Consider the following 22,937-nt stretch of genomic DNA (forward strand, 5'->3'; position numbering starts at 1 on the left):
CTTCTGCGCGCAGGTTCCGCGCAAAGGTATGCGGTAAATTGTCTCACCCAATGGGTGGGCTGTGGAAAAAGGCGGTGAGGCTGGGGGCTGACACAAGAAAAACGGCGGAGCCAGAGGCCCCGCCGTTCGATGTCGTTTTGCGATGTCGCGTTGGTCTTAGAACAGACGCAGCGGCGCCTGATCGGCCTGAGAGGCCAGCGACAGGGCGGTGGAGGAGAGCTGCTGCCGGGTCTGCAGAGCCAGCATGTTCGCCGCTTCCTCGTTACCGTCCGCCAGCACCAGATTGTCTGCGCCGGTCTGCAGCGTGTTCATCATGGACTTGGTGAAGTCCTGACGGTTCTCAACGATCGACAGGTTCGAGCCGAAGGCCGAAGACTGCGAACGGACCTTGTTGATCGCTTCCTTCACGTCACCGAGCATCGAGTCGATGTTCGCGTCGCTGTCGAGATCCTTGGCCTCGATGTCGGCCAGGCCCAGGGTTCCGGCGTTGATCGTCTCGCCGTTCTTGGTCTGGATGTCGATCGTGGACGTACCGGTCTCGTTGAAGGTGATCTTCAGGTTGTCGCCGCGCAGCAGGTTGATGCCGTTGAAGGAGGCATCATCCGACAGCTTGTCGAGCTGGTCACGCAGCTCGTTGAACTGCTCGGACAGATCGGCACGCACACTGTTGCCGCCGATCTCGCTCGTGCTGGAGGAACCGTCAATGTTGCCGGAGGTGGTTGAGCCGCCCACGGTCATGTCCTGCGTGGACTGGTTCTCCAGGCGCAGCTTGCCATTGTCGTTCGACGCACGAACCTTGCCCTTCAGCGAGGTGTCGTTGTTGATCGAATTGACGAGCGTATCGACCGTCTTGGCAGTGGTGTTGATCGCGGAACCAGTGCCGTCGGCGATGCCGGTGGAGCCTGCGCTGACCGTCGCGGCAAACGAGCTCACTTCGATCGACGATTTGCTGGTGTCAGTGTCCTTTGACGTGGTTGTCAGCGTCAGTTTGCCGCCCTCAACCCCGGCCTCGGCTTTGACGCCTGCAGCCGTCAGCTTGTCGTTGATCAGTCCTGCCATTTCCTCAGCGGTAACAGCCGTCTTGTCTGCGACGGTACCGGCTGTAACGGCTGCAGTGACATCTGACTCGGTAACAGTGATCGTCTTTGCGGTTCCGCCATCGACAGCGATGTCGAAGGAGACGTTGTCGCCGCCGGCGTTAAAGCTCACGTTTGTGAACGCGCCGGCCGTGATCTTGGACTGAGAAGTCGTCAGATCAAGTTCCTTGCCGGTCTCGCCGATGGCGCCGCCGGAAAGGGTCATCTTTTCAGTGCCCGCCGGGGAGGATCCCACGTCAACCGTGTAAGACGCGGTCTCGAAGGACTTGTCCTGACGGGCCTGACGCAGGGTGGACTGCATCGATTCCAGGGTGTTGGTGATCGAGGTCAGACCGTTATCGGCCGCTTCCAACGTCTTGATGCCGTTGGACATGCTGTCCATCAGCGATCCCAGATCGCCTGCACGCGACTGCAGCGACGAGGAGGTGAAGAAGTTGGTGGGATTGTCGAGGGCCGAATTGACCTTCTTGCCGGTGGCCAGACGATTCTGGGTCGTGGCCATCAGGTCCGCAGTGCCCTGCAGAGAGAGCAGATTTTGGCGGACGCCGGCGGAAAGGGTGATATCAGACATTTACTAATTCCTTTCTTGGAACTCAAACGCCCCCTTTCTGGGAGCTGTCAAAAACTGACCTGTATGTATTAACAGGCATTTAATACTTACATATCTGTCAGTTTTCGGAGTTCACTTTAAAACTTCAAATGAAATGGCGATAGGGGAAAGCGCGAAAGACGCGCGATCTGCCGCAAGGGCAGGGATGGCGTATTTGATCCGGGACGGGGCGAGGGGAGGTGGTCGCGGCGCGCTCAAATGTGCGCTTTTGGAGCCTTCTGCGCGCAGGTTCTCCGCAAAGGTATGCGGTAAATTGTCTCACCCAATGGGTGGGTTGTGGAAAAAGGCGGTGAGGCTGGGGGCTGACACAAGAAAAACGGCGGAGCCAGGGGCCCCGCCGTTCAATGTTGTTTTGCGATGTCGCGTTGGTCTTAGAACAGACGCAGCGGCGCCTGATCGGCCTGGGAGGCCAGCGACAGGGCGGTGGAGGAGAGCTGCTGCCGGGTCTGCAGAGCCAGCATGTTCGCCGCTTCCTCGTTACCGTCCGCCAGCACCAGATTGTCGGCACCGGTCTCAAGCGTGTTGATCATCGAGGTCGTGAATTCCTGACGATTTTCAACAATCGAGAGGTTGGAGCCGAAGGCCGACGACTGCGAACGAACCGTGTTGATCGCGTCCTTCACGTCTGCGAGCAGCGAGTCGATATTGGTGTCGCTGTCCAGATCGGCGGCCTCGATGTCGGCCAGGCCAAGGGTTCCGGCGTTGATCGTCTCGCCGTTCTTGGTCTGGATGTCGATCGTGGACGTACCGGTCTCGTTGAAGGTGATCTTCAGGTTGTCGCCACGCAGCAGGTTGATGCCGTTGAAGGAGGCATCATCCGACAGCTTGTCGAGCTGATCGCGCAGCTCGTTGAACTGTTCGGACAGATCGGCGCGCACGGTGTTGCCACCGATCGTGCCTGTGCCCGAGCCGCCATCGGCGACGCCGGTCGTGGCATTGACGCCGGTCACGTCCAGATCCTGCGTGGACTGGTTCTCAAGACGCAGCTTGCCGTTGTCGTTCGAGGCACGAACGTTGCCTGTGAGCGACGAGTTGGCATTGATCTCGGAGACCAGCGTATCGACGGTCTTGGCAGTGGTGTTGGCCAGGCTATCGGCCGCAGAGCCGAGGCCTGAGTCAGAGGAGCCTGCCAGGGTTTCCGCGACGGCCGACACGGTGACGGCAGCGGTGGAGCTGTCGGAAGCCGTGTCTGAGGTCAGCACGAGTTCGCCGCCGCTTGTGCTGGCGGTGATGTCAACACCTTCGGCGTCGAAGCCGGCGTTGATCACGGAAGCCAGTTCGTCGGCGGTGACTGCCTCGACGTCGGCGACGTCGAAGGTGGTCGCGGAGCCGCCATCGATGGTGATCGACAGGGTGTCGGCATCGGTCGCAGTGATTGCGACGGTCTGCGCGGTGCCACCGTCAATGGCAACATCAAAAGTCAGCGAGCCGGCATAGGAGTTGTCGGCGGCGCTGTCGAAGTCGAGGGCAGAGAAACCGGAGCCGGTGGCAACGCCCTGAGACTGGGTGAGGTCGATATCGACGGCAGTGGTGCCGACGGAACCACCGGACAGAGACAGCTGCTCGGTGCCAGCCGGGCTGGAGCCCACGTTGACCGTGTAAGACGTCGTCTCGAAAGACTTGTCCTGACGCGCCTGACGCAGTGTGGACTGCATGGATTCAAGCGTGTTGGTGATCGAGGTCAGGCCATTGTCCGCAGCCTCCAGGGTCTTGATGCCGTTGGACATGCTGTCCATCAGGCTATCAAGGTCGCCAGCGCGAGACTGGAGCGACGAGGAGGTGAAGAAGTTGGTCGGGTTGTCGAGAGCCGAGTTGACCTTCTTGCCGGTCGCCAGACGGTTCTGCGTGGTCGCCATGAGGTCCGCGGTGGACTGGAGCGAGAGCAGGTTCTGACGGACGCCTGCGGAGAGAGTGATATCAGCCATAACAGTTTTCCTTGTTCTGGAAACAGAGCACCCGTTCTGGGTGAACGTGGCCGAAACTAGTTTTAAGGTGTTAAAGACAAGTAAAATGAATAGTTAAACCATAGTAATCAGTGACGCGTATGGAAAAAGTGACAATATTAAGGGCTAAATAGGTCAAATGGATACAAACAAATTACAGTGTACATGAGATCTTTGTTTTACTTTAAATAGAAAACACAATTAAAATATGGTTTTTAATACTTGGCTTGCACATATGGCGCTCGGCACCTGGTGGCGCGACGCTACGCGCGGTCCGCTGGTCGATTTCGGCGCTGTCTGATTGAAGGCGGCCAGAGCCTCAGTGTGCGGGCTTGCGGGCAAAAAAGGGGGGGGCTTAAATGAAAAAAAGCCGCTCACGGCGGCCGGGGCACAAGGCACAAAAAACATCACTGCCGCCGGTCAGGGGCCGGGGCTAATCAAGATCAAACAGTCACGCGCGCTCGTGAGGGCAAGCCTAGAGCATGCGGCTGATAGTCGGCTCCAGGTCTCCTGCGCCCACGTTGACACCGTCGGCCGGCACATGCGGGGCGGCCTGGTCTGCGAGGGCCTGGCGAAGCCGAAGCATGGCCTCTTCGGGGATCTGGCGGACAACCTCGCCGGATTCCGGATCCAGCGCGCGATAGATCAGGGTGTCGGTTTCCTGATCGAAGAAGGTCTCGCGCTTAAGCTGCTGGGCGTTTGGCCGCTCCTTTTCAGGACGCGAACGGGCGCCGGCTTCACTCTCGGTGACCGGTGTAACGACCTGCTCAGGCGGCAGTTCCGTCTCGTTCGCTGTCGGCGTGCGCAGAGCGTATTGCGCCTGTGCCGTCGCGTTTTGACTGAATGCCGAGACGGGTTTCAGGGCTCCCGCATCCATGGCAATCTCCTTCGGGCCCAATACTCACAACTCAATGTGCCCATGTTTACGCTTCCTAAGTATATAGTCTGGCTCTAACCGGTTTCAAAAGGAAAGTGCTCAAAATTAAGATAAATTAAATCTAATGATTTGGCTGAAATCGCGCTTGCTGATTCTTGCAGGCGTCATCGTGGAAACTGCCAATTCGAAAACATAAGTATTTACGCGCTGTTACGGCGCTCGGGCGGCGGGCGTGGCGCGATATACTGTGCTCATCCTGCGCATATGGGCGGGAGCATAGTGCCGCGGAGCGTCATCGTTTTTTGCGAAAGAAAATTGATCTGGCCGGCTGGATGAGGCGAATCACCGCTCGCTTTGCGGGGTGGTCAAGCCATGCCGGAAGGGGCCCATGTGCCCTTCTGCGGCGTCGGGCCGCAGGGCACTTTGGGCGGCATTGGGGTGGTCAATGCGCGTTGGCGGCGGCGGGAGCCGGCCGGGGGAAGCCGCCGCAGGCTGAGTGGCCCGCGGCGCTCCGAAGTCTTGAAGTCCGGATCTGAACCTAGAGGCTGCGATTGATCGCGAGGCCGCGGGTGGAATTGGTCTGAGGATGCGCGCCGGCCCGCGTGTAGGTCTTGGGCGTTTCAGCGACCCCGACGCTTTCGGCGACCGAGCGCACGAGCCTTTCAGCCACCTCACGCGCGGTGGCCAGCACCGCCAGATTGATCTTGAGGACCGCCTGGAATTCCACATGGCCGCGACGCAGATCCGCAACCGCCACGGGGGCCAGATTGCCCAGCGCCACGGAATTGTCCCGCGTGCGGTTGAGGCGCTGGATATATTGCTGCATCAGCTCCGCCTTGCGCGGTTGCAGTTCGCCCGCCTGGCGCAGCTTTCCGTCACGCACCAGGGCGGTCTCTTCTTCGATGGCGGAGAGAAGCGAGTCCATGGTGAATTTCAGCTCCGAGCACTCCGCCTCGGCTTCCGCACGTGTTGCGATCTTCGTGCTTTCCTTGTCGGCACTCGTGTTCGAGCCGGGCGTCTGGTTGAATGTCTGTGTCATCACAGGGAGCTTTCCTGAAGGGCCAAGAGTTCGCGTTGGACGGTAGCGGCAATGCCGATGCCGCCGGCATCCGTGATGGCGCCGGCATATTGTTCGGTGAGCATGCCGCGCCAGATGTCTGAAGAAGCGCCGTCGCCGAAGGTTCCGCCGCCCTCGATGGTGTCGAACATCGAGGTGAGCATCTGCTGCAGGAAGGCGGATTCGAATTCCTTCGCCGCTTTTCCTGCGCCGGAAGCGTCGATTGCGGCGTCGCCTCTGCGGGCGGCGGGAAGGGGCATGGAGTGAAGTCCTGACGCAGGCACGCCGGCGAACAGGGAGGCGGTGTCGCGGGTCATCATCAGATCACCTCGATTTCTGCCTGGAGGGCGCCTGCGGCCTTGATCGCCTGAAGAATGGAGATCAGGTCGCGCGGGCCGATGCCGAGGGCGTTGAGGCCATCGACGAGCTGTTGAAGGGTGACGCTTTCGGGAACCACTGCCACGCGCTTTTCCGATCCGTCGGTGACGGTGACATCGGTGCGCGGAAGGGCGACGGTCTGGCCGTTGGCGAAGGGTTGGGGTTGGGAGACGACCGGGCTTTCGGCGATCGTCACCGTCAGGTTGCCTTGCGCAACGGCCACGGTGGAAACCTTGACGTTCTGTCCCATGACGATGATGCCGGACTTCTCGTCGATGATGATCTTGGCGGGCAGGTCGGGTTCGATGCGCAGCTGCTCGATGTCGGTCATCAGGTCCACGATGTTGCCATTGAACTCGCGCGGCAGGGTCAGGCGCACCGTGGCAGGGTCGGAGGGCTCCGCCGTCGGCAGGCCGATCAGCTCGTTGATCGCAAGGGCGATGCGGCGGGCGGTGGTAAGGTCGGGATTGCGCAGCTGGATACGCAGCGAGGTCATGGCGGCGAGGCGGAAATCGAGCTCGCGCTCGACCACCGCGCCGTTGGAGATGCGGCCCGATGTCGGCACACCCTGCGTGATGGAGGCGGCCGCGCCCTGCGCAGAGAAGCCGCCAATGGCCAGCGGGCCTTGCGCGATGGCGTAGACCTCGCCATCCGCACCGATCAGCGGGGTGACCAGAAGTGTGCCGCCCTGCAAGCTGTCGGCGTCCCCCATGGCGCTGACGGTCACGTCGATGCGGGTGCCTTGAGTGGTGAAGGCGGGCAGGTTTGCCGTGACCATGACCGCGGCGACATTCTGGGTCTTGAGGTTGGTGCCGCGAATGTTCACGCCGAGCCGTTCCAGCATGGCCTGCAGGCTCTGCTTGGTGAAAGGCGCGTTGTTGAGGCTGTCGCCCGTGCCCTGAAGGCCAACGACAAGGCCGTAGCCGATGAGCTGGTTTTCGCGCAGGCCTTCGAAATCGGCGATATCCTTGATGCGCGAGGCGGACTGGGCCGCTGTGGCGACGAAGGCCGTGGCGACGAAGACGATCAGGCGCAGACTGGAAGCCAGGGACATCGGGTTCTTCCGCAAACAGAATCTGTGGCACGCACGTGGCGCGGTTCATCAGCTCCATTGCGAGGAGCGTGCCAACCTGGCGAGAAAACGGAAAAGCACCGAGTCCTGTCTTTAACGGATTGAAATTCAAGGCGATTTGGAGTGTTCTGTCGGGACTGGTAGGATTCGAGACCCTTTGTTGACCCGGCAAAAACTGCCTAGTGGGTCAATTTGGTTTGAGAATTCGGAAAATTCTGCCCGACGCGGTGCCCGGAATGTGGGAAGCGCGGGGTAACTCTGGACAAGCGACATGCGGATCGGCGGACCGTCTTCCAGCACAAGCGTTCAAAAGCGCTCCGGGACAAAGAGCTCGGCCAAGTCCGGCTCGTCCTTTTCTCCCATTACCGAGGGTGAGACGGAGACGACCGGTGCGACCGGCGGTGTGAATGCCGCGCATTCGGTTGATGCCTTGCTTGCCTTGCAGGAGGTGGACGATCCGTTGACCGGCCGCAGGCGCGGCGCTGTCCAGCGCGGGCGAGATCTTCTCGATGCACTGGAGGAGATGAAGGCAGACCTTCTGGCCGGCGTCATTCCGCCCGCGCGGCTTGAGCGGATCCTCAATCTGGTGAGCGCGCGCATGCCGTCCGGAGATCCTCGCCTTGAAGAGGTTTTCGACGAGATCGATCTGAGGGCGCGAGTCGAGCTGGCCAAGCTCGGTCAATATCCGGACTAGTCGCGGCTTTTTCCCTCTGCGGTGGCCGCGTCACCTGACGCGCTACATCTCAGGTTGTGCGAAAAGCGGGCTTTCTCGTACGGGTTGCGATGCCTTGGAAGATTGTCCAATAGACCTATGTCTTTCAATCTATTAATGTATTTTAATCGAAAGCTGGTTCTCGGACAGGAGGAGCTGGCCAGGGTGAGGGCAATCACGAGAGCGTTATAAAATTCCATATATCGTCGTTGCGACTTGTTGGCGTGATCGCTATATTCCGCGCGGCCTCGTTAGGTTTTCGGAGTTATCCATGACGGTTGAAGTCGAAGTTGATTATCGTCCTCATGAGGACGAACCGTTCATGAATGAGAGGCAGCGCGAGTATTTTCGCTCGAAGCTGCTCGCTTGGAGAGAGGATATCCTGCGTGAGAGTCGGGAAACGCTCGCTCACCTGCAGGAAGAAAGCCAGAATCACCCCGATCTTGCCGATCGTGCTTCTTCTGAATCAGATCGTTCCATTGAACTGCGGGCGCGCGACCGCCAGCGTAAACTGATTTCGAAGATCGATGCTGCATTGCAGCGGATCGAAGACGGAAGTTATGGCTATTGTGAAGAAACAGGCGAGCCGATCGCGTTGAAGCGTCTTGACGCCCGCCCGATCGCAACGCTCTCTCTCGAAGCTCAGGAGCGCCATGAACGGCGCGAACGGGTTTATCGCGACGATTGATGAATCGATCGATTTTGTCGAACTGAAGCAGGCCGCCCTTGAGCGGCCTTTCTTTTTGTCCGGGTTCCGGAGATCGGCAGCACGCGTGGGGTGGGGAGCCTTGCGTGCAAGCGTCGGTGGGGAGGGGCCGACGGGGAAGGGCCGATGGGGGATGTCGGGACGATCGCGTGTTCTGGCGCGGGCCGTCGTTGAGGGCGAAAGCCGCGTCAGAGCCTGAAAAGAAGAGAGGCGCGGTGCAGACTTTGGGGAGCATTGCACCGCGCCTTCCCTCTGTCTGCCAGCCCGGGGAGCGGAGTGGCAGCCTGCAAAGAGCCCTGGGGAGTGGCTCTTGTTCGAGCTCTGGGGGAGCTCGGGGGAGCTTGGAAGAGCTTGGGGAGGGCACCGCCCTGGTGGGGCGGTGCCGGGGGCCGGATCGACCTTAGAAGGGCAGGAGGATGTCGAGCGCCTGGGCGCCGTAGCGGGGCTGCTGGACGTCCGTGATCTGGCCGCGTCCGCCGTAGGAAATGCGGGCCTCGGCGATCTTGGCGCTGTCGATCGTGTTTTCCGCCCCGATATCTTCCGGTCGGATCACGCCGGCCACGATGAGTTCGCGAACCTCGAAATTCACCCGGACTTCCTGGCGGCCCTCGATGACGAGGTTGCCATTGGGCAGAACCTGCGTCACCACGGCGGCGACCTTGGTTTGCAGGGTTTCCGAACGGTCGACCGTGCCGGAACCGGACTGGCTGGATGCGGAGGTGACGTCAGCCAGATCGCTGGAATTGACGTATCCGGGCAGCAGGAACTTGTCGATCACGGTGCCGACCGCGCCACCCGCGCCCACGCTGTCTGAGCCGGAGCGGCTGCGCGCGGTGGCGTTGTCGATTTCGGCCTTGTCCGTGATGGTCACGATGACCGTCAGCAGGTCGCCGACCTGGCGGGCGCGCTGGTCCTTGAAGAAGGAGCGCGAACCGGACTGCCACAGGGAGTTGGCGGCATAGTGCACCGGCGTGGGTTGCGGCATGGGCATCTTGACCGGCCGGTAGCCTGCGGTGGTCGTGGGGTCGTTGATGGCGCTGAGTGCCGGGGGCTGACCGATGTTCTTCAGCTTGTCGGCGGTGCCGCAACCGGCTGCAAGAAGAGCCACGGAGCAAACGAGAAGGGTACGATACGGGCTCACTGGGTGGCCTCCTGGAGGCTGGCGATGCGCCCGGCGGGACGCGGCTGGACGGAAACGCGACCGGGGCCGGTGACGAGGGCCTGCACGGTGCGGTTGGACTGGGTGTTGAGGACGTCGATCACGTCGCCCTTCACGCCGTCGACCATGGCTTCCCCCTGAACGGTGAGGGTGAGGCCGGCGAGCCTGTAGGTGATGATCACCTTCGAGCGGCGCGCGACGACGATCGGTTCCTCGAAATCGCGAGGTGCGAGGAGGCGGCCCGGCGACTGGGCACGGCGAAGCGCCATGCCGACGATCATGGCCGGGTCGGTAATCGTATCGTTGCGCAGGGTGGCCTTGGGGACGCGGATGGTCTGAAGATCGCGCGCCGAGACGGTCTCTCCACGCGCCAGGCGACGGGCGAGGGTGACGACCTCAGCGGTCTCGCGAGCGAAGCCGGAGACGGCGAAGGAAGCGGTGCGCTCGCCAAGCTGAACGGCGAAGATCGCGTCGAAGCGACCGGAATGCGAGGAGCGGGTGAGCCGTGCCAGGGAAACCGGGACAAGGGCCGCCGGATCGGCGCTCAGGTTCGGCACATTATCGGAATAGCTGATTTCCAGGGCATCGGGGTCTTCAAGCCCCATGCGCTCCATCAGTGCGTCACGCACCAGTGCCCGCAGATCGTCGGGGGTAATGGTGAGGGCGGCGCGGTGAACGGTGATCTGAAGCAGGCCGTTCGAAGCCGGGTTCGCGAGCCCTGCTGCGCGGGCACGGCGCAGAACGTCGAGCGCGGGCACGGTGCCGGTTTCGCCCAGATCGGGGGCGCGGAAAAGCGGGCGGTTCGCGACGGATCCGGCATTGTCGAAAAAGTCGCCGACGGTCAGGACCGCACGCGTGGCCGTGACCTGGGCGCGCAGGGAGGCGCGTTCGCCGGCCTGGGCTCCTGAAAAGGCGGCGGCGAGCGATAGGGTCGCTGCGACGACAAAGAGGCTGAGGGCGCGCATCATGGCTTCGGTTTCCTTGCCTTAGCGCAGCTGCGAGCTGGTCTGCATCATTTCGTCAGCCGCCTGGATGACACGGGAGTTCATCTCGTAGGCGCGCTGGGCGGAGATCAGGTCGGTGATTTCGCTGACCGCTTCCACGTTGGCCATTTCCAGATGCTTGTGGAGCAGGGTTCCGGTGCTTTCGTCGCCGGGATTGGAGACCTGCGGGGCGCCGCTGGCTTCGGTCTCAAGGTAGAGGTTTTCACCGATGGCCTGCAGGCCCGCCTTGTTGGTGAAACGGGCGAGCTGGAGCTGGCCGAAGGTCTGGACGGCGCCATTCACGGTACCCTGCACCTGGCCGTCCGAGCTGATGGAGATGTCGAGCGTATCACCGGGAATGTTGATGCCGGGCTGGACTGCGTAGCCGTCCACGGTGACGAGCTGGCCGTTGGCATCGCGTTCGAAAGCGCCGTCGCGGGTATAGGCGGTGGTGCCGTCCGGCAGGTCGATCTGGAAGAAGCCCTCGCCCCGGATGGCGACGTCGAGCTCCTTCTTTGTGAGCTGCGGGGTGCCCTGGGACATGATGCGGCTGGTCGCGGCGGTACGCACGCCGGAGCCGATCTGAACGCCGGTGGGAACCCGCGTGCCGGCATCGGAGGTGTCCGTGCCCACACGGCGCAGGTTCTGATAGAGCAGATCCTGGAACTGTGCACGCTGGCGCTTGTAGCCGGTGGTGCGCATGTTCGCGAGGTTGTTCGAAATGACTTCGACGTTGAGTTCCTGGGCTTTCATGCCCGAAGCTGCGATATGGAGCGCCTTCATCGGCTCATCTCCTCAAAAACTGTGGGTTGGCCGGGGCTTTAGCTATCGGTCGTGCCGAGGGTCTGGATGGCGTTCGTCATCAGATCGTTCTGGTCCTTCATCATCTGGGCCACGGTCTGATAGGCGCGGGTGACCTCGATCATGCGGGTCATCTCGTTCACACCATTGACGTTGGAGCCTTCCAGTGCGCCCTGCTGGACGCGCGGGGCCGCCATGTCGGTCGGCGGATTGTTGTCGACGTCGGCGACAAACAGGTTGCGCCCGATGGGGCGAAGGGCGCTGTCATTCTCGAAGCTGACGACGCGCAGACGGCCACGCACACCTGCGGAGGTGGAGATGGTGCCGTCGCGGGCGATGTTCAGATCCGTCTCGTCGGGAGCAAAGACGATCGGTCCGCCCTGGCCCTGAACCGTATCGCCGTTAACGGTGACCAGTTCGCCATTGGCGTTGATTTCGAAGTTGCCGGCACGGCTGAAGCGTTCGCCGTCGGCCGTGTCGATCACGAACCAGCCCTTGCCATCGACGGCGACGTCAAGCGGGTTGTTGGTGGTCCGCACGTCTCCCTCGCTCATGTCGCGGAAGGAGGTGAAGTCCTGCACGTAGGACAGCGGGCGGTCGGGACGGCGAAACTCGCTCATCGACGCGACCGGCATCATGTATTCCTCAAACAGCAGGTTTTCGCCCTTGAAGCCGCTGGTGTTGAGGTTAGCGAGATTGTTGGCGATGACCGACAGGTTGCGCTTCAGTGCCGTCTGTCGCGTCAGCCCGATGAGCTCCGCATTCTGCATCGTTAACGTTCCTTGTGCTCCCCGATGCCGCACCCAGTCTCCCCAGACGGCGCGGTCCCGTTCCTATGAGCACAACTCGTGCCAATTTTTAAGCTGTTGAAAAACAAAGAAAAAGAAAACGGACCTCCGTTGAATGCGGTAAAAATTGCCGACCATTTCTTCCTCGGGGAAAACCTTGCCGGGGGTGTATACGGGACACCACTGAAAGGATTTGGAAACCTTTCGTTAACCATTGTGAATTTATGTTTAAGAACGCGGGCGCACGGGGAGCTGGGGAGCTTTAAGCGTCGCGCAACGGCGGGGAGCCGTATATGTCTGATGCGGAACAGGGCGCGGTCGAAGAGGCTGGCGCCGACGGTGAGGCACCGTCCAAAAAGAAAAAGATCATCCTGATCGCCGCGGCCGCGGCCGCACTGCTGATTGTCGGTGGTGGGGCAGCCTATCTGTTTGGCGCGTTCGGTGGTTCGGATTCGGAAACGGCAGCAGTTCAGTCCGCCGACGGCGGTGCTGTGCCGGATTTCGTTCCGCAGAAACAAGTCTATTTCTACGACCTGCCCGAAGTGACGGTAAATCTCGCCACGCAGGGGCAGGCCACCTACCTGAAAGTGCAGATCTCGCTTGAGGTTGCCAGCAGGGAGGTTGCCGATCAGATCGAGCCGTTCCTGCCGCGCGTCATGGATGCCTTTCAGGTCTACATGCGCGAGTTGCGTCCGGTCGATCTGGAAGGGTCCGCAGGACTGTTCCGGCTCAAGGAAGAATTGTTGAGGCGCATCAACGTCGCGGTCTATCCCGCGCGGGTCGATGGCGTTCTCTTCAAGGAAATCCTGATCCAGTAGGTGAACGACTATGGCCGACGACGATGATGACCTGATGGTCGACGACCTGGACGCAGCCTGGGGCGATGCGCTTGCCGAGCAGGGGGGCGGGGAGTCCGAGGACGACGATCTTGCCGCCGCCTGGGGCGCGGCTCTGGAAGAGCAGGGTGTTGGAACCGCCGACGACATGGCCGCCCACTGGGCGTCGATGGTCGATGCCAGCGAGCCGGAACTCGAAACGGCGACGCGCGGCGCGGACCGCATTCTGAACCAGGAGGAAATCGACAACCTCCTGGGTTTCAACATCGAGGATACCATTTCCGGCGAAACCAGCGGCATTCGCGCGCTGATCAACTCGTCGATGGTTTCCTACGAACGTCTGCCGATGCTGGAAATCGTGTTCGACCGCCTCGTGCGGCTGACCACGACCTCTTTGCGCAACTTCACCTCCGACAACGTTGAAGTCTCGCTCGATTCCATCACGTCGGTGCGTTTCGGCGATTACCTGAATTCCATTCCGCTGCCGGCGATCCTCACCGTCTTCAAGGCGGAAGAGTGGGACGGGTTCTGCATGGCGACGGTGGAATCGAGCCTGATCTATTCCATCATTGACGTGCTTCTGGGCGGCGGACGCAGTGGTGCGCCGGTGCGCGTGGAAGGGCGGCCCTACACCACCATCGAGATCAATCTCGTGCGCCGGATGGTGGAGATCATCCTGTCTGACGCCGAACAGGCCTTCGCGCCGCTTTCCCCGGTCCATTTCAGTCTCGAACGGCTGGAGACCAATCCGCGCTTCGCGGCCATCTCACGCCCCGCCAATGCGGCCATCCTCGTCGAGCTTCGCATCGACATGGAGGATCGCGGCGGCAAGATCGAGATCATGATCCCCTATGCCACGGTGGAGCCGATCCGCGATCTGCTGCTGCAGCAGTTCATGGGTGAGAAGTTCGGCCGTGACACGACTTGGGAAGGCCATCTGGCCACCGAGATCAACGCCGCCGAGATCGAGGTCGATGCGGTTCTCTACGAAACCGAAGTGCCGATCAGCCGGATCATGAAGATGGAGCTGGGTGAGACACTGATGTTCGATCTCGGCCCGCAGGATCCTGTTACCATCAAGGTTGGTGACATTGCGCTCACCGAGGGCAATATCGGTCGCGTCGAAGACAATATCGCAATCGCGGTCAGCCGTGGTCTGCGCAAACCCAAGATGACACTGTCTGCCTTCGAAAAGGCGATGCAAAGCGAAACGGAGTCCCTGTCGTGACCCAACTTCCCCTCGGTCTGGTCATTGAAGGCCTTGTTGCCTGCCTTCTGGTACTCACCATCGCCTATTGCGCGGTTCTCAACGGTCGCCTCAAGCGGCTGCGGTCCGACGAGGAAGCGTTGCGTGCGACCATCTCCGAACTCATCACGACCACGGAAATCGCCGAACGCGCCATTCTGGGGCTCAAGACGACGGCTGCCGAGTGTGATCAGACGATCGGCCAGCGCATGGCGCAGGCGGAGCGGCTCTCGATGGAACTTGCCAGTCAGCTGGAGACTGGTGGGACGGTTCTCTCGCGCATTTCCCAGATCGCGGAAGCCGCCGGCCATGGTCAGTCTGTGCGCGCATCGGGCATGGAGGCAGGAATGGCTTCCTGTGCGCCCAATACCGCGCCTGCCACGCCGCAGCCCCAGCCCACCCGGTCCGTATCCGCACAGGATCTGCGTGCCGCCGCCGCTGAAGCCGCCGCCCGTCTGGAGCGGTTCCGTCAGCGCAATGGGGAGCGGGCCGCTTGAAAAAGCTTCGTCTCCTCCATCTGGTCTTCCTGTCGACAGGCGCGCTGCTGGTGTTCAAGAGCATCGGTATCGTGACCCAGTCGGGCTTCGTGCTGAGCCCGGTCCTGGAAGCACAGGCCCAGGGGGAGGCGGCTGCGCCCGCGGAAAATACCGCGGGACCCGACGCCGGAGCGCCAGCCGACGGGATGGCACCTGCTGGCGACGACCTTCCGCCCGATCTGGGGGCAATGCCGGCGACCGGCGAGGATGGCGGGCTCGGCAATGGCGGTCTGCCGCCGGAAGGCACCATCATCAAGGGCTCGGATCTGGGGCGGTCGCGCTCCGAACGCGTGGTGCTGGAACGCCTGAGGCAGCGGCGCAAGGAACTGGATGAACGTGAGGCGCATCAGCGGCTTCGCGAGGATCTTCTGAAGGCGGCGGAACAGCGTATCGAAAGCCGCGTCAGCGAGTTGAAGCAGCTTGAGGCGCGCATCGGCGTGGCTGTCGACGAGAAGAAGAAGCAGGAAGAGCAGGAATTCATGAACCTGGCGCGGATGTATGAATCCATGCGCGCCAAGGACGCTGCGCGGATCTTCGACCGGCTGGAACTCAGCATCCTGGTGAAGGTGGCGCGCGCGATGAAGCCGGCCAAGGTGGCGGACGTGATGGCGAAGATGCAGCCGGAAGTCGCCGAGCGGCTGACAATCGAACTTGCGACCGGTGGGGACGGCGGTGGCGCGACATCGGTTGGCGATCTGCCCAAAATCGGCGGAAACTGACCGTAGTCGCCGGTTTTAGAGCATTGATGTAACAGCACGTTAAGCCCGCTCGCGTAGGTTGGCTCGTTAGGGCGGGGGCCGGTGATAGGTATCGAGTGGATGACGAAGCGGTTGCCCGCGAAAAGGAACACTGACGGGACGTTTGGCGCGCGCGCGATCGCGGCGTGCGCCATGGCGGCCCGTTTTGTCGTTCTTGCGCTTGTCGCGAGCCTGTTTCTGGCGCCTCGGACAACCGTCGCGCTCGCCCAGGAACGCCCTGTGGCCTATGTGGAGGCCAGCCAGGAAGAGGGGTTCGGCCGGATCGTCGTCACGTTCCGCAATCGCACGCTTTTGCCGACCTATGATGCGCGGATATCCAGTGGCGTCCTGCGCATCACCTTCCAGGAGCCGGTCACGCTGGAGCCGCGTGGCGCATTGGCCAGTGCGCTCTCCGCCTATGCCTCCGTGGTCCGGCTTGATCCGGACGGCTCCGGCCTGCGGCTGGCGCTTTCCGGGGATTCGCGCATCAACACCATGGAGGCGGGCGAGAAGCTCTTTGTTGATCTGCTTCCCGCCAACTGGGTGGGCATGCCGCCGAGCTTGCCGGATGACGTGGTGAGGGAGCTGGCGCAGCGCGCGGAAAAGGCGATGCGCAAACTCAGGGCGATGGAGCAGGCGGCGCTGGAAAACGGAACCATGCCGGCGGTCGAGCTGCGTGTGGGCGAGCATCCCACCTTTTCCCGCCTCGTTTTCCAGTGGACGGTCCCCTTCGATTCCCAGTTCGTGCGCGAGGGGGATGTGGTGAAGGTGTCGTTCAACCATCCGGTTGATATCGACATTTCCGATCTGAAGGTGCATTTGCCGCAAGGGGTGGTGGACGCCACCCAGTTCACGGCCAAGGATCGATTGAACTTCCTGCTCCGGGTGGATCCCTCGGTGAAGGTTCGCGCCTTCCGAGAGGGCAACAATTACGTGCTCGACGTGGTGCGCAACCCGGTCGGGCCGGTCGATGCCAGCAATGCCAAGGTCTCCCAGGCTCTTTCCGACGGGGTTCCCAGCAACGCGACCGGCGTCGTTTCCACATCCGGAGTGAGCGAACCGGACAAAGAGCCTGAACCCGTCGTGGCGGAGGACACGGAGGCGACGCTGTCCGAGCGTCTCGCGGACGACGCTGCGCTGACGGCAGCGCCGGCTGAAGAGCCGGTGATGATCCCGGTCGGCGCGGCAACCGTGGCTGATGCCTTGCCCGCTCCCACCCCGGCGGAGCCGGCGGCGACGACCGCGGCTGCTCCGGCCACGCCTGCGACACCCGCCACGCCTGCGACACCCGCCACTCCGGCCCCGTCCGCCCAGGCGGCTGCGCTCGTGCAGCCTTCGACATCCGCAGGGGCGGCCATGCCCGCTCCGAACCCGGCGCGGAGCGTGACGCAGGCGCCGCCAGTTCTTCGGGCTCCCCCGCAGGAGGCCGCTCCCGCTGTGACCGCGGAGACGACGCCCGCGCCTGAAACCGCGTCCGGATCAGAGCCGAAGGCACAGACCGATACGGCGGCGGCGCAGGCCGCACCGGTTGCACAACCCGTTCCGGCACAGTCCGCGTCTGGACCCGTCGCGGAACCTCAGCCCGTCCAGGTGCAAGCGCCTGCGGCAGCGCAGCCGGAAGACGACCTCAGCAAGCTCATCGCGGAGAACAGCTACGCGCCGAGCGACACGCCCGCCGCGCCTGCGCAGAGCCTGCAGGATGCCCGCGCAAATCCGGAGCTGGTCGATGACGACCAGTTCAGCGAGGTCCGCAACTTTGTCAGCGTCGAGGCGCGGCGCATCGGTGACACGGTGCGGATCGTGTTTCCCTTTCTCGATCCCGTTGCTTCGGCGGTGTTCCGCCGCGGCAACGTCTTGTGGATGATCTTCGACACCGATGTTCCCATCGATCTCGGGGCCGCGCGCACCGCGCTCAAGGGCGCAGCCCGGTCCATCGAGCGCGAAGAGCACGGCGATTGGCAGGTGGTTCGCGTTGAGTTGAGCGACAGGGTGCTGACCACTGTTGGAACCGACGGGCCGGGCTGGATCCTGACCATCGGCGAGATGATCCTCGAACCCTCCAAGCCGCTGGCGGTTCAACGCAACATGCGTGGCGACGGCGGGCACCTGTTGCGCATCCCCTTCGGCAAGCCCGTTTCGCATCACAAGGTGGTCGATCCTGTCATCGGCGACACGCTTGAAGTGATTACCGGCTATGGCCCGGCGCGCGGTCTGATCAAGGCGCAGTCCTTTGTGGAACTGGATACGCTGTCGTCTGCCCATGGCATCGCGATGGTGCCGATGGTGGACGACCTCGATATCGTGTTTTCGGGGGATGACGTCCTGGTTCAGCGGGTCGATCGCGGGCTGACGCTCTCCAATTCGCAAGGGCGCAACGGCGCCCTGCTGCTGAACGGCCAGCCGATGTCCACGCCGAGCTACGGTGATCTCACCCAGCTTGTCATGCCCGACATCAACGATTACGTGCGTGAATTGCGCAAGCGGGAATTGGCGCTGGCTGAAATGGATCCGGGCTCGCGCGGGCCTGCGCGTCTGGCGCTTGCCCAGTTTCAGGTTGCCAACAGCTTCGCTTCAGAGGCGCTTGGCATGCTGGAGCTTCTGGCTGCGAACAATCCGGCGGTCGTCAATGATGCGGTCTTCAATCTGACGATGGGCGCCGCCAATGTGCTGGCCTCGCGTCCGGCGGAAGCGTTGACGCATCTTGAGCGGCAAAACCTCACGGAAAGCCCGGATGCGGCGGTCTGGCGGCTGATGGCGGATGTCGCGCTTCAAAACTGGGCCGATGCCCGGGTGGAAATTCCCCGCGCCCAGGCCGTGATCGGCAACTATCCGGAGAAATTTCAGGACGAGTTCAATCTTGCCGGCGCCAAGGCACTTGTCGAATTGAACGATTTCGGAGCTGCATCCGGCTTTCTTTCGGAACTCGATCCGACCGGTTTGTCGAAGACGCAAGCGGCGCGTTACGACGTGTTGCGCGGTCAGGTGGCAGATGCTGGCGGGCGCTCGGAAGAGGCGCTCAGGGCCTTCGATATTGTCGCGCGGTCCACGGATCGCCCGCGGGCCGCGGAAGCGACCCTGCGCGCCCTGCGCATCCGCTATCGCGACGGCGGGGTCGATGCGGAGGAGGCCAAGAAGCGTCTGGAGGGGCTGACGACCATCTGGCGCGGCGATGAGACGGAGCTGGCGGCCCTGCGCTTCCTCGCCCAGCTTTCGGCCGAGAACGGTGACTACCGCGAAGCCTTTGAGGCGATGCGCGCCGCGGTGGAGGCGCATCCGGGCTCCGAGACCACACGTCGTTTGCAGGAAGAGATGAACGCGGTGTTCTCCTCGCTCTATCTGGACGGCAAGGCCGACGAGATGGAGCCAATCGAGGCATTGTCGCTCTATTATGATTTCCGCGACCTGACGCCGATCGGTGCCGATGGCGACCTGATGGTGCGCCGTCTGGCGGACCGGCTCATCTCCGTCGATCTTCTGGACCAGGCAGCCGAGCTTCTTCAGTATCAGGTCGACAACCGGTTGAAGGGCGTTGCCCGCGCCCAGATTGCAGCCGACCTCGCGCTTGTCTATCTGCTCGACCGCCGTCCGGAAAAGGCACTTGGCGTGCTGAACCGCACCCGACAGGCGCAGCTGCCGCAGACGCTGGATCGTCAGCGCCGGCTGGTGGAAGCCCGCGCGCTGGCCGATACCGGGCGTTCGGATCTGTCGATGGAACTGATTTCAAACCTGCGCGGGCCGGAGGTCGATCGGCTGCGCGCCGACACGCTCTGGCAGGCGGAGCGCTGGCAGGACGCGGGCGAGCAGCTTGAGCGGATGCACGGTGTTCGCTGGGCCGACGACATGCCGCTTGAGGATCAGGAACGCATGGACGTTCTGCGCGCGGCCATTGCCTATTCCTTCGCGGGCGATCAGCTTGGCCTGAACCGGCTGCGTTCCAAATATGCGGAGAAGATGGCGAACAGCCCAAGTGGGGCCGCCTTCGAGGTGGTGACCCGCCCGATCGACACGAAGGGCGTGGAGTTCATGGGCGTTGTCCGCAACATCGCGGCTGTGGACACGATGGAGAGCTTCCTGTCCGAGTATCGCCGCCATTACCTGAATTCGGATCGTTCCGGTGGCGGCGGTGCGGGGGCTATCGGCATGGCTGACACAGCCGCCAACGCTTCCTGAAGCGGTTCTCTCTTTTCGTCCCGATAATCCCACGCTTTCCCGAAGGTCTCATGACCGCCATCGGGTGCGTTCTGGTGAGCCTGCGCGGCATGGCCGGGCACGATCAGGCGCGCCCAGCGCACAACGGCACCGCTTGACGTCGTGATGGGATGGGGACAGGGGATGAGGGGGACGGGAGAGCCTGCGTGACGGGAAAGGGGGCGGCTTACGGCCTGCGGCGCGGCCGCTGGTCAGCCGCCGCCGAAGGAACGCACCAGGCTGCCCGCGATCAGGTTCCAGCCATCCACCAGCACGAAGAAGATCAGCTTGAATGGGAGCGAGATCACGACGGGTGGCAGCATCATCATGCCCATGGACATGAGGACGGAGGCGATCACAAGGTCGATGATCAGGAAGGGCAGGTAGAGCAGGAAGCCGATTTCAAAGGCGCGGCGCAGCTCGCCGATCATGAAGGCGGGCACCAGGATGCGCAGCGACAGCTCTTCCGGCGTGGCAGGCGGTTCCTCGTTCGCCATTTCCATGAACAGGGCGAGATCGTTTTCCCGCACATTGTTGCGCATGAACGCGTGGAAGGGCACCGAGCCGCGCTCGAAGGCCTGCTCGAAGTCGATTTCTCCGGCGACCAGTGGCGCAACGCCGGTGTCATAGGCGATCTGGAATGTCGGCGCCATTATGAAGGCGGTGAGAAACAGCGCGAGGCTGATCATGACGGAGTTGGGCGGCGCGGTTTGAAGGCCTATGGCCGAGCGCAGCAACGAGAGCACCACGATGATGCGCGTGAAGCTCGTCACCATGATCAGGATGGAGGGCGCCAGGCTCAGGACCGTCAAAAGCGCGACTAGCTGCACGGCGCGCTCGGTGAGCGTCGTGTTGTCGTCGAACTGGATCGAGAACCCTTGCGCGAGCGCTGCCCCGGCGGAGATCGCGATTACGGCTGTCGCCGCAATCGCGATGAGTGCCGGGCGGCCGAGACGACCGCTCCTGCCACCGATCATGACTTGTTGTTTCCGCCGATCTCCTTCAGGAGCTTGGCCATCTCTTCCTCAATGGTGTCGATGGTCACGTCCTCAAGGGGAAGGGGGCCGTCCTCGTCATCGTTGCTGTCGTCCTTGCCGGTCGCGGCGGGGGTGGGCGCAGCCTTGGGGGCGGTAGCGGCAGGTTGAGAACCGGCCGATTGCCCCGCATTCGGCTTGTCGTCGGCCTTGGCCGCAGACGCGTCGTCCGCCTTGCCCGCGCCTTCCGGCGCCGGGGCCTTGGCGGCCTCACCAGAAGGGGTAGAGGCGGCGGCAGGCGGCGTCGCAGCCGTGTTTGCCGGAGCAGGGGGCGCACTCTGCGGGGCAGGCGCGGCCTTGGGCTCATCCACCTTCGCGGCTTCGACCTTGGTCGTGGCCTCGACGGGGGCTTTCTGTTCGGGAGCCTCCTGCTTTGCCGGCTCGTTGTTGACGGGCTCCTGCTTGACGGGCTCGGCCTTTGCGGGCTCGGCCTTTACAGGCGCAGGCGCAGGCGCAGGCGCAGGCGCAGGCGCGCCCAGATCCAGATCAAGCCCGCCAAGCAGGGCGGATTCCAGATCGGCGGCAAGGTCGGGGCTCTCGGATGCCGGGGTCTTGGGCTCCGGCTTCGTCTCTTCGGCCTTGGCCTCAGCAGGCTTTGCCTGTGCCGCGGGTGCGTCGGGTGCCTCGGGGGCCTTTTGCGGCGTCGGCGCAGTGGCCTCGCGCGCTTCGGGCTCGGGCTTCGGTTCCGGTGCCTTGGCTTCTGGTGCCTTGGCTTCCGGGGCCTTCGGCTCGGGGGCCTTGGCTTCCTGCGTCCTGACGGACAGAGCCTCCATGGCCGGTTCGGTCCTTGAGAGGGCCGAAATGTCCACTGTGACCGGGCGGGGCGTGCTGCGCGACATCTCGAAACGCGGCTCGCGGCGGTGCTCGTCGGGCCTCTGGCCGCGCGCGCCGGACGGCGACGAAACCGGATTTCCATTGCCATTGCCGCTGGCCGGAGAGAGGCGCTCGGGGTGTGTGAGGCTGCCGAAGGGCGGTGCCGGGCGATGAGCCGGACGCGCGGCAGCTTCCCGCATATCCGGGCGCGGCTCCTGGCGCGGTTCGGCACGCAGGGGCGCAGGGCGCGGCTCGGTGCGCGGCTCCATCTGCGCCGGGACAGGCGCGTGTGGCGGGCGTTGCGGCTGCTGGGGCGTGACAGCCTCCGGTTTCACAGGCTCCTTCGGCGCTTCGTTTTCAGCTCTCTGGGGACGTAGATGCGCGGCCGGAGCCTGAGCCGTGACAGGGCTCTCTGGGCTTGTCGGGCCTGCATGCGCCGCCGGAGCGGCCGAGCGTGGATCGGGCTGCTGGGGTTCCTGCGTGTCACCGGTTCCCCTGTTGCGCAACTGGCTGACCGCTGCACTGCGCTTTTCGCTCAGCGTGTTGCGAAAGCGCGCGACGGCCTGCGCGGCGCCCGCGACCGCGGTGCCCGCACGCGCCATGCCACCGGTGGTGGCGGGGGCTTCGGGGGCCGCCTTCTGCCCGGCAGCGGCAGGCTGCATGGGGGCAGGTGTCTGAGCATTGGGGTGGGGTTCTGAGCGCGGGGCCTGTGTTGCGCGCTGGCCGCCCTGGTCGGCCGGATGAAGCGGCATGACTTGCGGTGTGGGCCGCCCCTGGGGCTGCATGGGCGGCTGGGCGCGCATGGGGGAGGGCATGTCGCCGGTGACGATATGCTGGCCCGCGGGCTGGTGTGTCGTTGTGTGGGGCGCGGGCTGTTGATGCGCGCTCTGCGGATGCCCGCTCTGCTGATGAGCGGTTGGCTGATGAAGCGGCGGTTGGGGCGCGACTTGCGGCTGGGGTGTCGGCGCTTGCGGGGCGACTTGCTGAGGGGGCACCTGGGGCTGGTGGTGGTTGCCTGGGCGCGAATAGCCGGAAGCCGGCTGCACACGCACGATATTCTGTTCCACCACCACATCGGACGGCCCGCCGACAAGCAGAAGGTGTTCGATGTTGTCACGCCGGATCAGTATGAGCCTGCGGCGCGCATCGAGCGCGGCGTGGTCCATGACGGCGATCCGCGGCTGGCGATTGCGTGGCACCCGGCCCATGCCGCCACCGGAAATGCGGCGCATGATCCAGATGAAGACGGCAATCAGCCCAAGAACGATTAGCAGTGCGATGACGAATTGCAGACCACGGGCAAAGCCAGGGTCGAGGTTGAAGACCTCTTCCAGCCAGTTGTTCATTAAGTCCTCACTGTCCTT

The 22,937-nt window shown here is 63.1% G+C and carries 19 protein-coding genes; 7 read left to right on the plus strand and 12 right to left on the minus strand.

The window, feature by feature from the left end; translation table 11 throughout:
- Window positions 1-156: 156 nt before the first annotated feature.
- From ABGM93_RS00830 to ABGM93_RS00855, 6 genes are all read right to left on the minus strand, one after another.
- Window positions 157-1,668, minus strand: coding sequence for a flagellin (locus ABGM93_RS00830; RefSeq protein ID WP_321502557.1), 1,512 nt, complete (start codon window positions 1,666-1,668; stop codon window positions 157-159).
- 410 nt (window positions 1,669-2,078) lie between these two features.
- A complete protein-coding gene (locus ABGM93_RS00835; protein WP_321502559.1) occupies window positions 2,079-3,632 on the minus strand; it encodes a flagellin in 1,554 nt (517 codons plus the stop codon).
- 493 nt (window positions 3,633-4,125) lie between these two features.
- Complete coding sequence (locus tag ABGM93_RS00840) at window positions 4,126-4,527, minus strand: flagellar protein FlaG (RefSeq protein ID WP_321502561.1); 402 nt, start codon at window positions 4,525-4,527, stop codon at window positions 4,126-4,128.
- A 538-nt stretch (window positions 4,528-5,065) separates the two neighbouring features.
- Complete coding sequence (locus tag ABGM93_RS00845) at window positions 5,066-5,566, minus strand: flagellar protein FlgN (protein ID WP_321502563.1); 501 nt, start codon at window positions 5,564-5,566, stop codon at window positions 5,066-5,068.
- On the minus strand, window positions 5,566-5,904 hold the full coding sequence (locus tag ABGM93_RS00850) for a rod-binding protein (protein WP_321502565.1): 339 nt from the start codon (window positions 5,902-5,904) through the stop codon (window positions 5,566-5,568). Before ABGM93_RS00850 ends, ABGM93_RS00845 begins: the two co-directional genes overlap by 1 nt.
- The gene (locus ABGM93_RS00855) at window positions 5,904-7,016 is read right to left on the minus strand and encodes a flagellar basal body P-ring protein FlgI (RefSeq protein ID WP_321502567.1); all 1,113 of its coding nucleotides are present in this window, start codon (window positions 7,014-7,016) and stop codon (window positions 5,904-5,906) included. The genes ABGM93_RS00850 and ABGM93_RS00855 overlap by 1 nt, the downstream gene beginning before the upstream one ends.
- 289 nt (window positions 7,017-7,305) lie before the next feature.
- Between ABGM93_RS00855 and ABGM93_RS00860 the strand changes: the two genes are divergently transcribed.
- Both ABGM93_RS00860 and dksA read left to right on the plus strand, forming a co-directional pair.
- Window positions 7,306-7,728 carry a flagellar assembly protein FliX gene (locus tag ABGM93_RS00860; protein WP_321502569.1) on the plus strand — a complete coding sequence of 141 codons (423 nt, stop codon included), beginning with the start codon at window positions 7,306-7,308 and terminating at the stop codon, window positions 7,726-7,728.
- Window positions 7,729-8,017: 289 nt separating this feature from the next.
- A complete protein-coding gene (gene dksA, locus ABGM93_RS00865) occupies window positions 8,018-8,434 on the plus strand; it encodes an RNA polymerase-binding protein DksA (RefSeq protein WP_319775679.1) in 417 nt (138 codons plus the stop codon).
- Window positions 8,435-8,852: 418 nt separating this feature from the next.
- Here dksA and flgH read toward each other — a convergent pair whose 3' ends face one another.
- The 4 genes from flgH to flgF are packed head-to-tail and all read right to left on the minus strand — an operon-like array spanning window position 8,853 to window position 12,165.
- A complete protein-coding gene (gene flgH / locus ABGM93_RS00870) occupies window positions 8,853-9,593 on the minus strand; it encodes a flagellar basal body L-ring protein FlgH (RefSeq protein ID WP_321502575.1) in 741 nt (246 codons plus the stop codon).
- Window positions 9,590-10,579, minus strand: coding sequence for a flagellar basal body P-ring formation chaperone FlgA (gene flgA / locus ABGM93_RS00875; RefSeq protein WP_321502580.1), 990 nt, complete (start codon window positions 10,577-10,579; stop codon window positions 9,590-9,592). The genes flgH and flgA overlap by 4 nt, the downstream gene beginning before the upstream one ends.
- An 18-nt stretch (window positions 10,580-10,597) precedes the next feature.
- Complete coding sequence (gene flgG / locus ABGM93_RS00880) at window positions 10,598-11,377, minus strand: flagellar basal-body rod protein FlgG (RefSeq protein WP_319775682.1); 780 nt, start codon at window positions 11,375-11,377, stop codon at window positions 10,598-10,600.
- A gap of 38 nt (window positions 11,378-11,415) precedes the next feature.
- On the minus strand, window positions 11,416-12,165 hold the full coding sequence (gene flgF, locus ABGM93_RS00885) for a flagellar basal-body rod protein FlgF (protein WP_321502585.1): 750 nt from the start codon (window positions 12,163-12,165) through the stop codon (window positions 11,416-11,418).
- A 311-nt stretch (window positions 12,166-12,476) separates the two neighbouring features.
- Between flgF and ABGM93_RS00890 the strand changes: the two genes are divergently transcribed.
- From ABGM93_RS00890 to ABGM93_RS00910, 5 genes are all read left to right on the plus strand, one after another.
- Entirely contained in the window at window positions 12,477-13,001 is a 525-nt protein-coding gene (locus ABGM93_RS00890; protein WP_321502588.1) for a flagellar basal body-associated FliL family protein, read from the plus strand.
- A gap of 10 nt (window positions 13,002-13,011) precedes the next feature.
- Window positions 13,012-14,247, plus strand: coding sequence for a flagellar motor switch protein FliM (fliM, locus tag ABGM93_RS00895; protein WP_321502590.1), 1,236 nt, complete (start codon window positions 13,012-13,014; stop codon window positions 14,245-14,247).
- Window positions 14,244-14,762: a DUF6468 domain-containing protein gene (locus ABGM93_RS00900; protein ID WP_321502592.1), complete on the plus strand. Its 519-nt coding sequence runs from the start codon at window positions 14,244-14,246 to the stop codon at window positions 14,760-14,762. The genes fliM and ABGM93_RS00900 overlap by 4 nt, the downstream gene beginning before the upstream one ends.
- Entirely contained in the window at window positions 14,759-15,520 is a 762-nt protein-coding gene (locus ABGM93_RS00905) for a hypothetical protein (RefSeq protein WP_321502595.1), read from the plus strand. Before ABGM93_RS00900 ends, ABGM93_RS00905 begins: the two co-directional genes overlap by 4 nt.
- 171 nt (window positions 15,521-15,691) lie before the next feature.
- Window positions 15,692-19,708 (plus strand): hypothetical protein, encoded by a 4,017-nt coding sequence (locus tag ABGM93_RS00910; RefSeq protein WP_321502599.1) that lies wholly within the window; start codon window positions 15,692-15,694, stop codon window positions 19,706-19,708.
- 230 nt (window positions 19,709-19,938) lie between these two features.
- Here ABGM93_RS00910 and fliP read toward each other — a convergent pair whose 3' ends face one another.
- Together fliP and ABGM93_RS00920 are read right to left on the minus strand one after the other, a co-directional pair.
- Complete coding sequence (fliP, locus tag ABGM93_RS00915) at window positions 19,939-20,703, minus strand: flagellar type III secretion system pore protein FliP (protein ID WP_321502602.1); 765 nt, start codon at window positions 20,701-20,703, stop codon at window positions 19,939-19,941.
- The gene (locus ABGM93_RS00920; protein ID WP_321502604.1) at window positions 20,700-22,919 is read right to left on the minus strand and encodes a flagellar biosynthetic protein FliO; all 2,220 of its coding nucleotides are present in this window, start codon (window positions 22,917-22,919) and stop codon (window positions 20,700-20,702) included. The genes fliP and ABGM93_RS00920 overlap by 4 nt, the downstream gene beginning before the upstream one ends.
- Window positions 22,920-22,937: the final 18 nt, after the last annotated feature.

The sequence above is a fragment of the Breoghania sp. genome, from assembly GCF_963674635.1.
Lineage (GTDB): Bacteria > Pseudomonadota > Alphaproteobacteria > Rhizobiales > Stappiaceae > Breoghania.

Excerpts from the sequence above, each read along its gene's own strand:
- ABGM93_RS00840 (WP_321502561.1), bottom strand. The coding sequence starts at position 4,527 with ATGGATGCGGGAGCCCTGAAACCCGTCTCGGCATTCAGTCAAAACGCG.
- ABGM93_RS00890 (WP_321502588.1), top strand. The coding sequence starts at position 12,477 with ATGTCTGATGCGGAACAGGGCGCGGTCGAAGAGGCTGGCGCCGACGGT.
- ABGM93_RS00850 (WP_321502565.1), bottom strand. The coding sequence starts at position 5,904 with ATGATGACCCGCGACACCGCCTCCCTGTTCGCCGGCGTGCCTGCGTCA.
- flgA (WP_321502580.1), bottom strand. The coding sequence starts at position 10,579 with ATGATGCGCGCCCTCAGCCTCTTTGTCGTCGCAGCGACCCTATCGCTC.
- fliP (WP_321502602.1), bottom strand. The coding sequence starts at position 20,703 with ATGATCGGTGGCAGGAGCGGTCGTCTCGGCCGCCCGGCACTCATCGCG.
- fliM (WP_321502590.1), top strand. The coding sequence starts at position 13,012 with ATGGCCGACGACGATGATGACCTGATGGTCGACGACCTGGACGCAGCC.
- ABGM93_RS00835 (WP_321502559.1), bottom strand. The coding sequence starts at position 3,632 with ATGGCTGATATCACTCTCTCCGCAGGCGTCCGTCAGAACCTGCTCTCG.
- dksA (WP_319775679.1), top strand. The coding sequence starts at position 8,018 with ATGACGGTTGAAGTCGAAGTTGATTATCGTCCTCATGAGGACGAACCG.
- ABGM93_RS00860 (WP_321502569.1), top strand. The coding sequence starts at position 7,306 with ATGCGGATCGGCGGACCGTCTTCCAGCACAAGCGTTCAAAAGCGCTCC.
- ABGM93_RS00910 (WP_321502599.1), top strand. The coding sequence starts at position 15,692 with ATGGCGGCCCGTTTTGTCGTTCTTGCGCTTGTCGCGAGCCTGTTTCTG.
- flgF (WP_321502585.1), bottom strand. The coding sequence starts at position 12,165 with ATGCAGAATGCGGAGCTCATCGGGCTGACGCGACAGACGGCACTGAAG.
- ABGM93_RS00845 (WP_321502563.1), bottom strand. The coding sequence starts at position 5,566 with ATGACACAGACATTCAACCAGACGCCCGGCTCGAACACGAGTGCCGAC.
- flgG (WP_319775682.1), bottom strand. The coding sequence starts at position 11,377 with ATGAAGGCGCTCCATATCGCAGCTTCGGGCATGAAAGCCCAGGAACTC.
- ABGM93_RS00920 (WP_321502604.1), bottom strand. The coding sequence starts at position 22,919 with ATGAACAACTGGCTGGAAGAGGTCTTCAACCTCGACCCTGGCTTTGCC.
- ABGM93_RS00855 (WP_321502567.1), bottom strand. The coding sequence starts at position 7,016 with ATGTCCCTGGCTTCCAGTCTGCGCCTGATCGTCTTCGTCGCCACGGCC.
- ABGM93_RS00830 (WP_321502557.1), bottom strand. The coding sequence starts at position 1,668 with ATGTCTGATATCACCCTTTCCGCCGGCGTCCGCCAAAATCTGCTCTCT.